This window comes from Bradyrhizobium sp. 170, from assembly GCF_023101085.1.
Lineage (GTDB): Bacteria > Pseudomonadota > Alphaproteobacteria > Rhizobiales > Xanthobacteraceae > Bradyrhizobium.
In genome coordinates this window covers 539,816-556,943 of record NZ_CP064703.1, presented here as the reverse complement: position 1 = coordinate 556,943, position 17,128 = coordinate 539,816, and the positions used below count along the sequence as shown (strand labels likewise).

Here is a 17,128-nt window from a genome sequence, read left to right as displayed (position 1 = left end):
CCTGTGGTTATGGGTCCCGGCGCAAGGCCGGGACGACAGCACCATACGCATTCGCTATCGACCGATTAGCAATCGCGCCTTGGACCGGAGAGAAAAATGGCTACATAATCCAATGTGTTGAAATCCAATGTGTTGAATGATCTGAAACCGGGGTTGCATGCCCATGACGACAACGCCGAAACAGCCCCATCACGTGGTGATCGTCGGCGCCGGTTTTGGCGGCCTGGAGACCGCCTTCGGCCTCGCCGGTGCGCCGGTCAGGATCACGCTGATCGACCGCCGCAACCATCATCTGTTCCAGCCGCTGCTCTACCAGGTCGCAACCGCTTCGCTGGCGACGTCGGAAATTGCCTGGCCGATCCGCTACCTGCTGCGCGGACGCAAGGAGGTAACAACGCTCTTCGCAAATGTCAGCGGCGTCGATGCTGCTGAAAAGCGCGTGCTGCTCGAAGACGGCGAGGCGCTGCCTTATGACACGCTGGTGCTTGCCACCGGCGCCCGCCACGCCTATTTCGGCCACGATGAATGGGAGCCGTTCGCGCCGGGCCTGAAGACGCTGGAGGACGCCACCACGCTTAGACGTCGCATTCTCGTCGCCTTCGAGCGCGCCGAACGCGAGACCGATCCAGTGCGGCGCGCGGCGCTGCTGACCTTTGTCATCATCGGCGCCGGCCCCACCGGCGTCGAAATGGCCGGAACCATCGCCGACCTTGCCAAGGACACGCTGCCGCCGGATTTTCGCAACATCGACACCCACAAGACCCGCGTCGTCCTGGTCGAGGCCGGCCCGCGCGTGCTGGCAGGTTTTCCCGAGGACCTCTCCGCCTACGCGCAGCGCTCGCTGGAGGAGATCGGCGTCGAGGTGGTTCTGGGGCAGCCCGTCACCGAATGTGCCATCGATGGCGTCGTCTATGGCGGCAACAGACTGGAGGCCCGAACCATCGTCTGGGCCGCCGGCGTGCGCGCCTCGCGCGCGGCGGAATGGCTGAACGCGCCCGCCGACCGCGCCTACCGTTTGAAGGTCGAGCAAGACCTTACCGTGCCCGGCCATCCCGACATCTTTGCCGTTGGCGATACCGTGACGATTGCCGGCCCCGACGGCAATCCCGTGCCGGGCATCGCGCCGGCGGCCAAACAGCAGGGGCGCTACGTGGCCGCGCTCATCAAGGCGCGCCTCGGCGGCGGCACGCTGCCGCCGTTCCGCTACAAGCATGCCGGCAGCCTCGCGCAGATCGGCAAGAAAAAGGCGGTGATCGATTTCGGCCGGATCAAGCTGCGCGGCAATCTCGCCTGGTGGATCTGGGGCATCGCCCACATCTACTTCCTGATCGGCCTGCGCAACCGGCTCAGCGTCGCGCTGAGCTGGCTGTGGATCCACGCCCGCGACCAGCGCGCCGCGCGGCTGATCACGCAGGGCTCGAGCAAGGTCACGGGATAAACTCTTCCATCGAGCCGCGGGGCAGTCAGGCTGGCGTCCCACCGCTCATTTGGGTTGACGTCCGTGCCGTACCCGCCATTCTAGCATGACCGCGAGATCAACGCGGGCACAGGGCGGGGGGAAGACGATGCGAGAGCTCAAGATCAATTTGCGCGCGGGCACTTGCCTGGCTTCGCTGATCGCTGCGATTTCATTAAGCGCAGTCGAGGCGATGGCTGCAAAAATGACCGGCGATCCGGCCGCGACCTGCAGCGATCTTATCCGCCCCACCGATAATGCCGTCCGAATCGACGCCGCCTCCATGATCGCGCCTACCCCACTCGCAGTCGCCGAAAGGGGACCGACGCCGGCGGCACGCGTCACGCCGGCCAATCCGGAATTCTGCAAGGTGCTCGGCCAGATCGCGCCATCAGATCCCAATGCGCCGCCGATCAAATTTCAGGTGAACCTCCCGGTCGAGTGGAACGGCCGCTCGCTGCAATATGGCGGCGGCGGCTTCAACGGCGTGCTGATCACCGGTCTCGCTTTGCCGACGGCCTCTCCCTTCGGCACGCCTTCGCCGCTGGCGCGGGGATTCGTCACCTATGGCACGGATTCCGGCCACGAGACCAAGCCGGGCGAGCCGCCGCAGGTCTTTGCACTCAACGACGAAGCCTTCGAGAATTTTGCGCATCGATCCTACAAGCGCGTGCGCGACGCCGCCGTCGCCCTGATCGTGCGCGCCTACGGCAACCCGCCGTCCAAGCTGTATTTCATGGGATCATCGGAAGGCGGCCGCGAAGGCCTGACGATGGCGCAGCGTTACCCGGAAGATTTTGACGGCATCTTCGCGCGCGTGCCCGTCATCAACTGGGTCGGACTACAGCACGCCGGAACGCGAGCGGGCCTGGCGACAATGGGCGAAGGCTGGATCCGTCCCGCTCAAGTCGAACTCGTCGCGAAAGCGGTCCTGCACGCTTGCGACAAGGCCGACGGTTCCGAAGATTCGCTGGTTCAGGACCCGGTCGGCTGCAAGGCGAAATTCCAGCCGGAATCGCTGCGTTGCGCAGCAGAACAAAACGGCGACCAGTGTCTGAGCGATGCACAGATCACGGCGATCAAGACGCTTCATTCGACCTACAAATTTCCCTTTGCCCTGGAGAACGGGCTCGATGACTATCCGGGCTGGGGTGTGTCCGGCGAAAACACCCCTGCCTTCGGTCCGACCGGCGGCTGGATCTCGTGGTGGCTCGGCAAGGCGGCCCCGGCGCAGCCGCCGGTGCCGGCCAACGGCATTGCCTGGATCTATGGCGCAGGTGGCATTCAATACGTCTTCGCGCGCAACCCGAAGCTCGATGTCACCACGTACAAGCCCGAAGACCACAAGGAGCGCCTGCTTCAGGTATCCAAGCTGATGGACTCGACCAATCCCGACTTGAGCCGCTTTGGCGCACGCGGCGGCAAGCTCGTCATCCTCGAGCACATGGCCGACTACGCCCAGAGCCCCTATGCGGGAATCCGCTACTTCGAAAACGTGCAGCGCACGCTCGGCAAGGAGAAGACCTCGGAATTCGCTCGCCTCTACACCGCGCCCGGCGTCGATCATGTCGGCTCAGGCGCGCCCGCCAATGTCGATATGCTGGGCGTGCTCGTCGACTGGGTCGAGAACGGCAAGGCGCCGCATGATCTCGAGGTGACCGAGCAGAAGGTCGAGGCACCGGCGTTCGAGACGACACGCTCACTGCCGTTGTGCCAGTGGCCGGCATGGCCGCACTACAAGTCGGGATCGACCAATCTTGCGGCGAGCTTTTACTGCGCGCCGTGATATAGGGCGCTGACTCACCAGCACGCAGCCAATGCGGATGGATGCGAGCTTGACGAAGGCTAGATGGTCGGCTGCGAGCTTGTCATATCGGGTCGCGACACGACGGCACTGCTTGACCTTGTCGAAGAACCGTTCGATCAAGTTGCGCGCGCGATGCAGATACGGGCTGAAGCAGAGAAGAAACGACCTGATGGCAGCCCATTCAAAGTCCGTGAGTTCACACCGCATGCTTCGGGGTCCCGCTTTGGGCGCTTGAATCACGTCCAAACCGATGCCTTCAATCGGCAAAACGGACAATCGGCATTTCCGAGATTAATCCCTAACCGGACATGCTGGGACATGCCAAAATCGACGAGAATGACCCCGAGCCGCCATTCAGAGGCGGGCGGCCGGCTAGATCCACACGCGACTTGGCCTGCCATGTTCGTATGCAGAATCAACTGCGGGCATTTGGGATCGGGTTCTTCGGCTCGATGCCGGCAGTGGTCTCTCGAAGTATTGCGCTGGCAGCCTGTAGATCCGGTGTCCCAAAGCCCTCGGTAAACTGGCTATAGAGCGGGGTGAGCAGGTCGTGAGCCTCGCCGCGCCGACCCTGTTCTCTCCACAATCGTGCAAGGCGCGTCGCCGAGCGCAACTCCCACAGCTTGGCGCCCTGCTGGCGCGCCGTTGCAGCCGCATGCCCGAACTGTGCTTCCGCGGCAGTTGGGTCGGACCCCGGCAGCCGCAGCATCAGCTCGCCCATCATCCGATGGAGTTCGGCCTCAAACCACCGCTCGCCGGTTTCTTCCACTCGGTCCAGCGCCTTTGCAACCAGATCCAAACCTTCCTCCACAGCGCCAGAACGGCCGAGCGCCTCGGCCTGGAGACCGAGGAAATACGGCTCATAGAGCCTGGCCCCGGTGGCGCGCCAGGCCGGAAGCCCTTGCCGAAGCTGCGCGAGCCCTGTCTCCAGCTCAGCCGACTCAGTCAGAGCCCATCCCCGGATCATCGTCGCCGCCGCGAGGAAATGCGGAAAATCCTGCTCGGTCGAGAGCTCAACCAGTGCCCCGGTTCGGTTCTGGGCTTCGTGCCCCGCCCCACGGAACTGTTCGAAGAAACATGCGAACAACAGGCCGTAGGCGAGCGTGTTGGGGTGAGCCAGTTCGCGGGCTGCGTCGAGTGCCTCGCGGCTCCGCGCCCGAGCCTGCTCCGGATAGCCCAGCGCAAATAACGTCCATGATAACGCCGACAGCGCCGCGACCCGCGGATCCTGCACATAGAGAAAGGCGAGTGAGCGATGCCGCTCCGGGTCATAGAGGGCGAGCGTCGGCTCCAGATGGGTACGGGCGACAGCCACCTCACCGCGCCAGAAGGCACCAGTGCCACTGATGCGCTGAGCCACCACGGTTGCGGAAGCCTCCTGATGTTCCTGCGCCCGGCGCAGAAACTCGTCTGCCACTTCGCGCGCCGCGTTGTGCTCGGCGCGCACGCCGTGGAACACCCATTGACCGTAGAGCACGGGCCACAGCTGGGCGGTGGCCCCGATCTGCTCGCAAAGTTCGCGGGCGCGGGCGTTGGCCCTCCCCGCTTCCGGCGCCGCCCAGCCTTGCGTGGCCATCAGTGCCACGCCCAACGCCACCTGGAGGTCGAGTTCTCGCCGCCTCCGATCGGCCTCCGGCAGGCCCGCGAGCAGGTCCAACCCGTTCCGCAACTGCGCAAGCGCTTCGGCCATAGCCGAGCGGGCGATGGCTCGCTGTCCAGCCCTCAGCCAATAGTCGATCGCCGGTTCGGCCAGCGCCGCCTCCCTGTAATGGTGGGCGAGAAGTTCGGGCTGCACCTGCACTGTCTCCGGAGAATGCTGCTCGATCGCGGCGGCGATCCGGGCGTGCAAGCGCTGCCGCTTTGCGCGCACCAGGGTCGCATAGGCCGCGTCCTGCACGAGCGCATGCTTGAAGCTGTAGGTCGCCTGAGGCGGTGTCCCGCGCCGAAACACCAGGCCCGCGCCGACGAGATCGTCCAACGCCGCCTGCAGTTCGCTCTCCGGCACCGCCGTCGTCATCGCGAGCAACTCGTGAGAGAATTCCCGGCCAATCGCGGCCGCGACCTGGGCTACCTCACGGGCCGGGGCCAGCCGGTCGAGCCGGGCCAGCAGCGACTCCTGGAGCGTGGTTGGGATTCCCATGGGCGGCAGCGGTCCCGCGAGCGCGTACTGGTCGCCCTCATCCCGGAGCAGATTGGTCTCGAGCACGGCCCGTGTCAGCTCCTCGACGAACAGGGGTACGCCGTCCGTCTTGGCGACGATCTGGTCGAGCACCGCAGGAGGTAGCGCCTTGCCGCCGCTGAGCCGCGCCACCATGGCCGCACCCTGCCGGCGGCTCAACCGGCTGAGGGTCAGCGCGGTGACATGGGCAGAGCGCGTCCAGGGCGGCTCGAACTCGGGCCGGAAGGTGATGAGGACGAGCGCGGGGGCGCCCTGCACCCGGTCGACCATGAGATCGAGCAGCTCCAGCGAGGTCGGATCCGCCCAGTGCATGTCCTCGTACAAGGCAAGGACGGGCCGGCGCGTTGCGAGGCCCAAGACTTGATCGACCAGCACCTCAAGCGTCCGCTCCTTCTGCCGATGCGGGCTCATGTCGAGCGGCGGGTAGCGCGCGTCCGTTTCCAGCGACAACAATGCCGCGAGCAGCGGGGCCACCGCGCTGACATCATCGGTCGATAGCGCAAGCAGCGCCTCGAGCTTGTCGAGTCTCGTTGCGGCGGGATCGTCCGCGGCGAAGCCCGCCGCCCGCTTCAGCAGGCCGATCACCGGATGAAGCGGGCTGGTCTGATGGTGCGGCGAGCAGTAGTGGCTTAGGGCCGTATGCGGCTCATTCTCAAGTCGCTCGCGCAGTGCCCGCACGAGGCGCGACTTGCCGATGCCAGGCTCGCCTGCCAGCAGCACCACCTGGCCCTCACCCTCCTTGGCTCGCTCCCAGTGCTCGAGCAGCAGGCCGATCTCATTCTCGCGACCGACGAGCGGCGTCAGGCCTGCCCCGTGCAATGCCTCGAACCGGCTCTCGGCGGCGCCTTCGCCGATCACGCGCCAAGCCCGCACCGGTACGGGAAATCCCTTCAAGATCTGCAGGCCGAGCTCGGCGAGCTCGAACAGTCCGCCAATGAGCTCCCGTGTGCGAGCGGAGATCACCACCGTGCCCGGTTCGGCCAGGGTTTGCAGCCGCGCCGCGAGGTTCGGCGTATCGCCGACCACCGTCTCCTCGCGCGCCGCGCCTTCGCCGATCAACTCACCGACAACCACCGCGCCGGTCGCGATGCCGACACGGGCCGCCAGCGTCTCGCCATGCGCCGATCCCAGGCTGCGCACCGCCGCCACCGCGGCGAGGCCGGCCCGCACCGCACGTTCGGCCTCATCCTCGTGGGCGCGCGGATAGCCGAAATAGGCCAGCACACCATCCCCCATGTACTTCGCCACGTGCCCTTCGAACCGCACGATCGCGCCCGCCACTGCGCTCTGATAGCTCCGCAAGACTTCGGCCATTTCCTCTGGATCGAGCCGCGCCGCGAGCGCGGTCGAGTCGACCAGATCGACAAACATCACGGTGAGCTGGCGGCGCTCGGGTGCAACCGAGGCCTTCCTGGAGTCGGCGGTGGGTGCGGCTGTGGCAGGGGTGGTCGCCCACATTGAGCCGGCGCGCAGGGCGGCAATGGCAGCGAGCAGCTTGCGGCGATGGCCGATCGAGGCGACGCCGAGCCCGATCAGATCCTCGGCCGTGAGGTCCATGAGGACCTCGGCGTCGATGTCGTTCTCCCGGAACGCCTGTTCGTACTGTCCCAGCCCCAGACCACACAGCCAGGCCGCGACGTCCATGGCTCTCCTCCCGGCTCTCGTCTTCAGAGCACCAGGCGCTCGAGCCTACTGCAAAATGGCCGAGAGAGCACGGGGAAACACCGCGAGTTGACTGCAAGTGAGGGGCTGCTTCTGGCACTTTTCGGGCCTCATGCGATGTCCGACCTGAGTCCGGAATGCGCACCAAAGTGGACGTCGGCCAACCACTCTGAATTTATTGGTTCACGCCCCAGGCAGCCAGACGCGCCTCGCTCGACGAAGCCTTATTCCAGCACAACCGGCAGGTTGAGCAGGCCGCGGAACGCCCATCCGACCACGCGGACCGGCTCGTTCTCGACGAGACGCAGATTCGGAAACCGCCCGAAGATGGTCGGCAGCGCGACATCGGCCACCATCGCCCGCGAAGCCCAGGCGCCGGCGCAAAAATGCGGCCCCGCGCCGAAGGCGATGCTCTTGCTGGCATCGCGGCGAACATCGAAGCATTCAGGGCTTTCAAAATACTTCTCGTCGCGATTGGCGGACCCGAACATCAGGAAGACGCGCTCATCGGTCTCGAAGGCAATGTCGCGGACCTTCCACGGCCGGGCGATGCGGCGCGGCGACATGCCGATCGGCGAGATCCAGCGGGCATATTCCTCGAACACCTGCAGACAGGGGATTTTGCCGCCGCGCACCAGCTCAAGCTGATCGGGATGGGTGAGCAGCGCCCATACCGTCCCCGCAATGGCATCGCGCGGTTCGTTCTGACCGCCGCTGATCGCGAGCTTGATATTGGCGCGCACGCTCTCCATCGGCATGCCGGCTGCGAGCATCACGCCGAGCAGGCTCAAATCCGGATTTTTGCCCAGCACCGGGGCCATGTCGTCGATCGCGGCATCGATGCCGGCGGTCGCGGCATGACAGCGTGCCTGCACCGCGGGATCGCCGGCATAGTTGGCGATGCCGTCGATCATCCCTTGCGACCAGGCATTCATGTCCTGGAAACGCATGTTGGTCAGCCCGGTGATCGACTTCAGGCACTCGGCCGAGAACGGCAGGGCGAACTCCTGCACGAAATCGACGGCGCCTCCCGGCTCAAGCGCATCGATGATGCGATCGGCATGCGCCTGGAACTGTGCGGTCCAGTGCGATTTGACCGTTTTGGGCGAGATCGCGGGAAAGATCGCCTTGCGCTCCACCATGTGCGCGTCGCCGTCCTTGCGCATCATGTTGTGGCCCATCAGCTTGTTCATCAGGCCTTCGGGTTGGTGCGAGCTGAATACATCGATCTGCTTTTCGGAGACGAAGATATCGTCGCGGCTGCAGAACAATGTGCTGCCGAGCTGCGGCACGAAGGCGATCGGCGCGTCCCTGCGCAGCCTTGCAAGCGTTGGATAGGGATCCTGCCAGAATGCGGCAAGTTCGATGTCAATGCGGGGCGCAGTGCTCACGATCGGTCTCCCGGTTCGGAAGGCCGGATGCTAATCCCGCAGGAGAAGGCTGTATGTCCCTACAGCTTGGGACAGACGGCTGCCGCGCCGGTGACGACGATCGGGAAGCATTGCGTCAGTTCATGCTGCGTGCCGCGAGTAGCCGCAGCGCAATCGCAAATAATTCGTTCTGCGACGAGATGCCGAGTTTCTCATAGGCTCGCTTGCGGTAGGTCAGCGTCGAATGCAGTCCGATGTCGAGATCGGCAGAGATCGCTTCCGAACTGAGGCCGGAAACGATGCGCAGGCATACCTGCTTCTCGCGGCCGGTCAGGCACGCGAATGGCGCGCTTGACGCAAACAGCGCTTTAAGCGTGCCGGCCGGATCGTCCTTCGGCGACAATTCGTGCTGGAAGTGACGCGCCACCGCCGCGCTGACGGCCGGTGCAGCCGCCCGCAATCGCCGGGCCGCGTCGCTGGCGAAACGCCCCTGCGACGTGGTCCGGTAGAAGTTCACATAGAAACAGGTCTGACCGACCCAGATCGCAGTCGCCAATTTGTCGACGATCCCGGAATCCTCGAAGAAGATCTTGCGGTACTCGCCTCCGTACATGCGGCGAGCGAAGGCCGACAGCACGATCGGCGTGCCGATGGCCTGCTCCCGAAAGATGGCCTCCCGGTTCGGATCAGCGACATGAAAGTGCTCCGAATAAGCGGCGCCGAGCTCGCCGCCGATCGGAATGTTGCCAATGTCGAGCAGGCAGCGCGCAGAGCGTTCTCCCGCAAACGAAAACACCATGCAGTGACCGACATCCGCCACGCGACGCAACGTTGCGATCAGCGTTTGCGCAAACTCAGGCCGGCCGATCGCAAGCACGGCCGGCGTAATATCGCTCGTCGCGGGAGGCGCGAAAGCCGCACCAGCTTTCATGATTCCCTCCTTTGTTCCCTTCCGCTTTCGCGCCACACTATCAATATGGCCCGCTCGGCGGAAGCGGCGCCGTGACCGTTCGCCTGCCCTGGTCTCGGAACTCGCCCGTCACTTCACCAGTGAGCAGCCGCCGTCGGCGAGCGGGCGGAACGCCTGGTCGGCGGGCACTGTCGAGACCAGCTTGTAGTAGTCGTAAGGATATTTCGACTCTTCCGGCTTCTTCACCTCGAACAGGTACATCGGGTGAATGACGCGGCCGTCCTGGCGGATGGTGACGTCGCCGAACAACTTGTCCTTGCCCTTGAACTTCTTCATCTGCGGCACCGCATCCTTGGCGTGGTCGCTGCCGGCCGCCGCTACCGCGTTGAGATAGGCCAGCGTGGAAGCGTAGACGCCGGCCTGGTTGCCGCTCGGCATCTTGCCGTTCACGCCCGGCCGCGCCGCAAAGCGTTTTGCAAACGCGCGGGTGTCCTCATCCATGTCCCAGTAAAACGCCTCGAACAATTGCAGGCCCTGGCCGACCTTCAGCCCCATGCCGTGGACGTCGTTGATGAACAGCAGGAACGCCACCATGGTCTGACCGCCTTGCTGAAGACCGAACTCGGCCGCCTGCTTCACGGCGTTGACGGTATCGCCGCCGGCATTGGCAAGCCCGATCACCTTGGCCTTGGAATTCTGCGCCTGCGGCAGAAGCGAAGCGAAATCCGCCGTGTTGAGCGGATGCTTGGCCGAGCCCAGCACCTTGCCGCCGTGCTTCTCGATGTAGTTGGTCGCCTCGGCCTCGATGCCCTGGCCGAGCGCGAAATTCACCGTGATGAAGTACCATTCCTTGCCGCCGCGCGCCATCATCGCCGCCGCCGTGGAGTTGCCGGTCGCCCAGGCATCGTTGACCCACTGGATGGTATTCGGCGAGCAGGCTTTGCCGGTCAGGTCGGAACTCGCGGTGGATGACGCGAGAAACGTCATGCGCGAGTCGCGCAGCAGCGAATTGATGGTGAGGCCGACGGCGGAATTCGGTACGTCGACCACGGCATCGACGCCATCGACATCGAGCCATTTGCGCACGATTGCCGAACCCACGTCAGCCTTGTTCTGGTGATCGGCGTAGACGATTTCGACCTTGATGTTCTTGCCGCCGCCATTGAAATCTTCCGCCGCCATCCGCGCGGCTTCCACCGAACCCATGCCGTTGGTGTCCTGGAAGATCCCGGAGATGTCGTTGAGCACGCCGACGCGGACGACATTATCGGAAATTTCCGCACGCGCCCCGCTCCACGTCGCGCATGACAAGGCGAGCGCCACCAGACCTAACCTGCAAACCTTCATTGTTTTCTCCCTCCGGAATTCGATTTTGAGATTTCCGGACTTCGCCGGGTTTGATTTCGTCGCGCGATATCGGGCGATGACGCCGTCACAATTGCCGGTCCGGCAGGCTGAGGACCAAGCCATCGAGATCGGCGGCGAACTTGATCTGGCAGGACAGGCGGCTGTTGGTCCGCCGTTCGGCGGCGGCGCCATCCAGCAGCGCGTCCTCGTCGCCGCCCATGACCGGCAGACGGGCGAGCCAGGCCTCGTCGACATAGACATGACAGGTGGCGCACATGGCGTTGCCGCCGCATTCCGCCAGGATTCCGTTGATGTCCTGCCGCGTCGCGGCCTGCATGGCGCTTTCGCCCGCGCTTGCCTCGATGTTCTGCCGGCGGCCGTCGGGATGGATGAAGGTGATGCTTGGCATAAGCGGTCCGTCAGGCCGGAGAAATCGTAATGGGGAGACTTTCGAGGCCGCGCAGCGTGTTGTTGTAGCGGCGCTTCACCGGGCCGGTGATCTCGATTGAACCAACCTTGCGTGCGATCGCCGCCAGCATCACCTCGCCTTCGACGCGCGCGAGGAGCTGGCCGACGCACATATGGATGCCCGAGCCAAACCCGACATGGCCCGAGGTGCGGCGGGTCACGTCGTAGCTGTCAGGATTGTCCCAGCGACGCGGATCGCGGTTGGCGGCGCCGAGGAACATCAGCACCTTCTCGCCCTCGCCGATGCGATGGCCCGCAAGTTCGACTTCCCGCGTCGTGGTGCGGAAGAAGGTCTGCACCGGGCTTTCGAAACGGATCGCCTCTTCGAACGCATTGCGTGCCAAGGTCGGATCGCTGCGCAGCCGCGCGAGCTGATCGGGGAAGCGCGCCAGGCAATAGACCGCGGCGCCGATGCCGTTGACTGTCGTGTCGAGGCCTGCCGAAAGCAGCGAACGCACCAATAGCGGCGCCTCTTCCGGCGTGATGTCGCCCGCATCGGCGCGGGCATGGACGCAGGCGCCGAAACCGCCGGGCGCGAGGTTTTCGCGCTGGCACTGCGCGGCGACATAGGCCTGATGCGGCGCCGAGCGTTCGATCGCCTCCTGTCGCAACTGGTTTGGCGGCCCGAAGGAGTTGAAGACGAGACTGGCATAGGGCAGCAGGTTCTCGCGCCCCTCCTGCTTCAGGCCCATCGCATCGGGAAACACCGAGAGCGGATAGGCCTCCGCGAGATCGGCAACCGCGTCAAAACTTCCGCGCGCCAGTAACTCGTCGACCTTGGCGGCGGCCATCGCCGTGAAATGTTCGCGGACCCCTTTCATCGCCGTCGGCGACAGTACCTGGGCGAGCACCGTGCGCGTCCTGGTATGCGCCGGCGGGTCCGCCTCGAGGATGATGCTTTGCGGGCGCCACGGCTTTTCCTTGGCGAAATCGCTCAGGCCCACGCCGCGGCTCGAACAGAAGGTCAGGGGATCGTTGAGAACGGCGTGCACCTCGGCATAGCGCGCCACGCCATAGACGCCCCATTTGTCGAGCCATACCAGCGGCCCGGCCTCGCGGAGGGTGTCGTGGATCGCGTGCGGATCCTCGAAAAACTCGTTCGAGAACGGGTCTACGTCCAGGCTTGGCACACCGGCCGGCGCACCCCGCGCCGGGGTTACCGAATCTGTGCCGGAGGTCGCGCTCATGTGGGTCTCCTGCATATTGTTCTTGCGGAACGGTATGCCCTGTCTCTATGTCTGGAACGCTGGAGCGGTTTCGGAAGAGCATGAGCAGGAACAGACAGGCGCGCGTCCCTCGCGCGGGCACGGCAGGCAGAAGCCGACGCGCCGAACAGGTGCTCGACCTCGACCGTTATGTCCCGGCGCTCATCACCTTCATTGCCAACAAATTGTCGCGCAGCGCGACCGTGGTCTATCAGAAGCGCTTTGGCGTCAACGTCACGGAATGGCGGATCCTGTCGCTGCTCGCGATCGAGCCGGAAATTTCGGCGGCCCGCATCTGCCATGTCATCGGCTTCGACAAGGGACCGGTCAGCCGGACGCTGGCAGGTATGGAGGAGCGCGGCCTGGTCAGCATCAGGGCCGACCGGCAGGACGGACGCACCCATTCGATCTCGCTGACCGCGAAGGGCTTTACCACCCACGACCAGGTGATCGCGGTCGCGCTTGAGCGCGAACGCCGCCTGCTGTCCTGCCTGAGCAAGCCGGAACGCGAAACCTTGATCGCCCTGCTGCTGCGGGTCCACGGCAATCTCGACGCCGTAAAAGGCGCGGGCGAAGTCGACAGTCGGGACTGAGCGGAACGCGTTCGCCGCGCCGCGTTGAACGACGCCGCCGCCATCGCGTTGCGTACGCAGTGCCGCATTGTGTCGTGACGAGCCGACACGCCCAAACATCCGTTTCTCCCTGCGCGGCCCGGCAATCTCTGTGCTCTGCGATCGGCCGCTTGTCGAAAACAGGCTCGCACAAATTAGTTGCCTTGGCAACATATACGACAAGCCTCGAAGACCGATTTTCGGCGGCGGCCGGTTCCCTCCGACCGCCGTCAGTCAGTTCATTTCTTGACCAGCGGGCAGTTGCCCTCGCTCTCGGGCCGAAAAGCCTGATCACCCGGGATCGTCGCGACGACCTTCAACAGGTCCCACTTCGAACTGGACTCCTCGGGCTTCTTGACCTCGAGCAGATAGAACGGGTGAATCTTGCGTCCGTCGCTGCGGATGGTTCCCTTGCCGAACAACGGATCATCGGTCGGCATCGCCTTCATCGCTGACACCACGGCCTTGCCGTCGGCGGCGCCGCCGGCCTTGTCGACAGCCTTCAGGTAATGCAGCACGGATGCGTAGACGCCGGCCTGCATGTCGTTCGGATAATTCTTCTGCGGATGGCGTTCGGCGAACCGCTTGGCGAAGGCGCGCGTGCCGTCGTTGAGATCCCAGTAGAACGGATTCATGATCTGCGCACCTTGCGCCGCCTTCAGGCCGAGCGCGGGAATGCCGTTCATGCCGAGGATCAGCCCGACCAGCTTCTGCTTCCGCGTCAGCCCGAACTCCGCCGCCTGCTTGATCGAGGTGATGGTGTCGTCGCCTGCATTGGCCACGCCGACGATATCGGCGCCCGAGGCCTGCGCCTGTAGCAGGAACGAAGCATAGTCGGCGGTGCCGAGCGGATGACGCACGGCGCCGAGCACTTCGCCGCCGGATGCCTTGACGCCTTCCATCGCCTGCCTCTCCAGATCGTGGCCGAAGGCATAATCGGCGGTCAGGAAGAACCATTTCTTGCCGCCCTGCGCGACCACGGCTTTGCCGAGACCGCGGCCATAGGCGTACGTGTCGTAGGTCCAGTGCACGGTATTCGGCGTGCACTTTTCGCCGGTGAGAAGCGCGGTGCCAGCGCCGGAGCCGATAAAGACCTTGTTCTTCTGCTCGCTCATGTTGGCGACCGCGAGCGCGATTGCCGAGTTCGGCAGGTCGAAAATGGCGTCGATGTTTTCGGTGTCATACCAGCGCCGCGCGATGCCGACGCCGACGTCGGTCTTGTTCTGGTGATCGGCGGTAATGACGTCGACGGGCTTGCCGGCGGCCTTGCCGCCATAATCCTCCACCGCCATTTGCGCGGCAATGACCGAGCCTACGCCCTGGTAGGTCGAAAACACGCCCGACTGGTCGTTGAGCACGCCGATCCGGACGCGGTCCTGGGCTTGAGCTTGGCCTTGGGCTGCGCCGGCAAACATGCCGCCGAGCGCGGCAACGAGCATTCCTGAGCGAAAAAACTGTCGCATGCATTCCCTCCTGAATGGAAAAGGCGGCCTTCGCGACCACTTCGAAATTACTTATAACTTATAAGCATTTTGAGGATTGTCAATTCAGGTGATGCCGTGCGAGCTATTGCCATGGGAAAAATCGCCAAAGTTTCGACGCGCAAGGCCAACGGGGGAGCCAGACCGGCCGAGCCGGACGCGGGCCGGGAACTCGATCTCGCCGCGCTACGGCAGACCCCGGGATTCATGATCCGGATCCTGCAGTTGCAGAATTTCGAGGCGTTTTATCCGTATTTCGAAGCGCTAAAACTTTCGCCGCTCGAATACGCCATCCTGGTCGCTGTGCGCGACAACAAGACGGTGACGCAGAGCGAGTTGGCCGGCGTGCTGAAAATGCAATTGCCCAACCTGGTGAAGATCCTGTCGCGGATGGAGGAGACCGGAATTCTCAAGCGGAAGCGATCCACGCGGGACAAGCGGGCGGTCGAACTCAGCCTCAGCGTGGCGGGCGAGAGGCGCGCCGACGAAGCCAGCCGGCTGGGCGAGCGTTTCAATGCGCAGACGCTTTCCGCGCTCAGCAAGCCCGAGCAAACCGCCTTTCTCCAGATGCTGGTGCGGCTGGTCGAAGCCCACAAGAACGGGTTTTAAGGCGCGAACAGCTCTCAGCCGGCGCAGCCGATCCATTCGGCCGACGAATCGTCGTCCAGCGTTGCCACCGCGCCCGCGCGCCGCGTCAGCACCGCGCGCTGGTTGATGTAGCCCTTGTCGGTGATCTCGCCGTCGTCCACGGACGCGATCTCGGCCAAAAGCAGCGCCCGCGTGGCGTGCCCCGACGAGTTGCCGCTCTGCGCCTTCAGCTTTGCAAGGCCTTGCCTAATCGCACTGCGAACCTTGTCGTGGCCGATCACGTCTTTCACATCGGTATTGTCTGATAGACCGGCATGCGCTCTGCAGGCCGCGATGTTCGGAAATACGAGGAAGCGGACTTCATCGCTGCTATGGCCGGTGACAACGATATCCTGCGCCAGCGGCGCCAGCGCGGCGATTCCCGCCACGCGCAAGGTGCCGACGTTGACCCAGGTGCCGGAATTGAGCTTGAAGTCCTCGGCGACGCGGCCGTCGAAAAACAGACCGAGTTCGGGACGCGCCGGATCGGCAAAAGTCACGGCGTCGCCGATCAGATAGAAGCCTTCCGCATCGAACGCCTGCGCGGTCAGTTCCGGCGCCTTCCAGTAGCCGGGCGTGACGTTCGGGCCGCGCACGCGCACCTCCAGCTTGTCGCCCGACGGCACCAGCTTCAATTCGGTGCCCGGGATCGGCACGCCGATATTGCCGGAACGCCTGGCCTGGAAGTGGCAATCAGTCGCCAGCGGCGACGTCTCGGTCGAGCCCCAGGCCGACACCATCGGCAGCGCGCGGCCGACCGTCTTGATCGAGAGTTCTTCCAGCGCATCCCAGAGATTCTGCGGCAGCGCAGCGCCCGCGTAGAAAGCGAATTTCACCTCGCTGAAGAATTTTTGCCGCAACTCGTCATCGCCGCGCAGCGCCGCGATCAGCATGTCAAAACCGCGCGGCACGTTGAAATAGACCGTCGGCATCACGCTGCGCAGATTGGCGAGCGAGGTCGCAAACAGCCCCGGCGCCGGCTTGCCGCCGTCGACATAGAGCGTGCCGCCGTTGCGCAGCACCAGGTTGAAATTGTGGTTGGCGCCGAAGGTGTGGCTCCACGGCAGCCAGTCGAGGATCACCAGCTTCTCGCCGATATCATCGAGGAACGTCCAGGTCTGCGCCTTGGCCTGCTGGCTCGAGGTCAGCATGCGCTGGGTGTTGATGACGGCCTTTGGCGTGCCGGTCGAACCCGATGTGAACAGGAACTTTGCGATCGTGTCGGGCGTGATCGCCGCGAAGGCTTTGCCAACGTCGGGCGTTTCCGGCGTGGCCGCGATGTTGCGAAACGAGATGGCGTCGGTGTCCCCGGCGCTGCCGCTGACGGTCGCAGCCGAATGCAGCGGCTGGATCGCCGCCAGCGCCGCCGCGAACGGCTTTGTGGCGGAAACATAGATCGCGCCGGGCTCGAGCAGCGTAATCATGCTCCTGAGCTTGTCGAAGTCTTTCGACATCAGCGAATAGGCCGGCGAGATCGCGGCCGACGGTACGCCGATATGCTGGGCCGCGAGCGCGAACAGTGCGTGCTCGACGCTGTTGTCGGACAGGATCACCAGCGGTCGCTCGGCGCTCAGCCCTTGCGCGAGGATCCACGCCGCCGCCGAGCGCACCTGCTTCAACGCGTCCTTGTAGGTGACCGTCGACCACGGCGCATCGGCGCTGGAGCGATCGGCGACAAAAACCCGCTCCGGCGCCTGCCGTGCCCAATGCTCCAGCCAGTCGCCGATGCAACGCGCACCCGGCTGAAGCGGCACGGTCGACTTCACCAGGATACTGCCGTCGGCGCGGCGATCGGCGGCAATCGCAGGCGTCGCGAACAGATTGCTGGAATTGTCACCGCTTGCGGCGGCGATGGTCATGGCTTCCTCCTGTCCCGGCTGTTTCAGGGTTGCCGCGCGGCATGCCGGCGTGCGGCTCGAAGGGCCGCTTGCCCCTATTGTTGAGCACAACAATTGTTGTCGTCAACAACAATCTTCCCTTGAAGTCCGCGAAGCGCTAGAAGCAG

General features: G+C 64.5%; 12 protein-coding genes and 1 pseudogene. 4 read left to right on the top strand and 9 right to left on the bottom strand.

The features are described 5' to 3' along the window. Nucleotides 1-163: 163 nt before the first annotated feature. Entirely contained in the window at nt 164-1,438 is a 1,275-nt protein-coding gene (locus IVB05_RS02560) for an NAD(P)/FAD-dependent oxidoreductase (protein WP_247786561.1), read from the top strand. Nucleotides 1,439-1,661: 223 nt separating this feature from the next. Continuing rightward, nucleotides 1,662-3,242: a tannase/feruloyl esterase family alpha/beta hydrolase gene (locus tag IVB05_RS02555; RefSeq protein ID WP_247786560.1), complete on the top strand. Its 1,581-nt coding sequence runs from the start codon at nt 1,662-1,664 to the stop codon at nt 3,240-3,242. A gap of 30 nt (nt 3,243-3,272) precedes the next feature. Here the strand turns inward: IVB05_RS02555 and IVB05_RS02550 are convergent. The 7 genes and pseudogenes from IVB05_RS02550 to IVB05_RS02520 all read right to left on the bottom strand — a co-directional run. Beyond that, nucleotides 3,273-3,401 (bottom strand): annotated as a pseudogene (locus IVB05_RS02550) (transposase); the annotation flags it as partial. A 277-nt stretch (nt 3,402-3,678) separates the two neighbouring features. Next, a complete protein-coding gene (locus tag IVB05_RS02545; RefSeq protein ID WP_247782876.1) occupies nt 3,679-7,086 on the bottom strand; it encodes an adenylate/guanylate cyclase domain-containing protein in 3,408 nt (1,135 codons plus the stop codon). A gap of 242 nt (nt 7,087-7,328) precedes the next feature. Then, nucleotides 7,329-8,495, bottom strand: a complete 1,167-nt coding sequence (locus tag IVB05_RS02540) for a cytochrome P450 (RefSeq protein ID WP_247782875.1) — start codon at nt 8,493-8,495, stop codon at nt 7,329-7,331. Nucleotides 8,496-8,610: 115 nt separating this feature from the next. Then, nucleotides 8,611-9,405 carry a helix-turn-helix transcriptional regulator gene (locus IVB05_RS02535; protein WP_247782874.1) on the bottom strand — a complete coding sequence of 265 codons (795 nt, stop codon included), beginning with the start codon at nt 9,403-9,405 and terminating at the stop codon, nt 8,611-8,613. Nucleotides 9,406-9,513: 108 nt separating this feature from the next. Beyond that, entirely contained in the window at nt 9,514-10,731 is a 1,218-nt protein-coding gene (locus IVB05_RS02530) for an ABC transporter substrate-binding protein (RefSeq protein WP_247782873.1), read from the bottom strand. A gap of 85 nt (nt 10,732-10,816) precedes the next feature. After that, the gene (locus IVB05_RS02525; RefSeq protein WP_247782872.1) at nt 10,817-11,140 is read right to left on the bottom strand and encodes a 2Fe-2S iron-sulfur cluster-binding protein; all 324 of its coding nucleotides are present in this window, start codon (nt 11,138-11,140) and stop codon (nt 10,817-10,819) included. Nucleotides 11,141-11,150: 10 nt separating this feature from the next. After that, complete coding sequence (locus tag IVB05_RS02520) at nt 11,151-12,386, bottom strand: cytochrome P450 (RefSeq protein ID WP_247782871.1); 1,236 nt, start codon at nt 12,384-12,386, stop codon at nt 11,151-11,153. A gap of 80 nt (nt 12,387-12,466) precedes the next feature. Here IVB05_RS02520 and IVB05_RS02515 point away from each other — a divergent pair, with 80 nt between their 5' ends. Then, a complete protein-coding gene (locus IVB05_RS02515) occupies nt 12,467-12,997 on the top strand; it encodes a MarR family transcriptional regulator (protein WP_247782870.1) in 531 nt (176 codons plus the stop codon). Between the two features lie 257 nt (nt 12,998-13,254). Here the strand turns inward: IVB05_RS02515 and IVB05_RS02510 are convergent, their stop codons facing one another. Then, entirely contained in the window at nt 13,255-14,454 is a 1,200-nt protein-coding gene (locus IVB05_RS02510; protein WP_247786559.1) for an ABC transporter substrate-binding protein, read from the bottom strand. A gap of 135 nt (nt 14,455-14,589) precedes the next feature. Between IVB05_RS02510 and IVB05_RS02505 the strand changes: the two genes are divergently transcribed. Continuing rightward, nucleotides 14,590-15,105, top strand: coding sequence for a MarR family transcriptional regulator (locus IVB05_RS02505; RefSeq protein ID WP_247782869.1), 516 nt, complete (start codon nt 14,590-14,592; stop codon nt 15,103-15,105). A gap of 14 nt (nt 15,106-15,119) precedes the next feature. On the opposite strand, the gene IVB05_RS02500 is transcribed toward IVB05_RS02505, so the two are convergent. Next, complete coding sequence (locus IVB05_RS02500; RefSeq protein WP_247782868.1) at nt 15,120-16,982, bottom strand: feruloyl-CoA synthase; 1,863 nt, start codon at nt 16,980-16,982, stop codon at nt 15,120-15,122. Between the last annotated feature and the right edge of the window lie 146 nt (nt 16,983-17,128).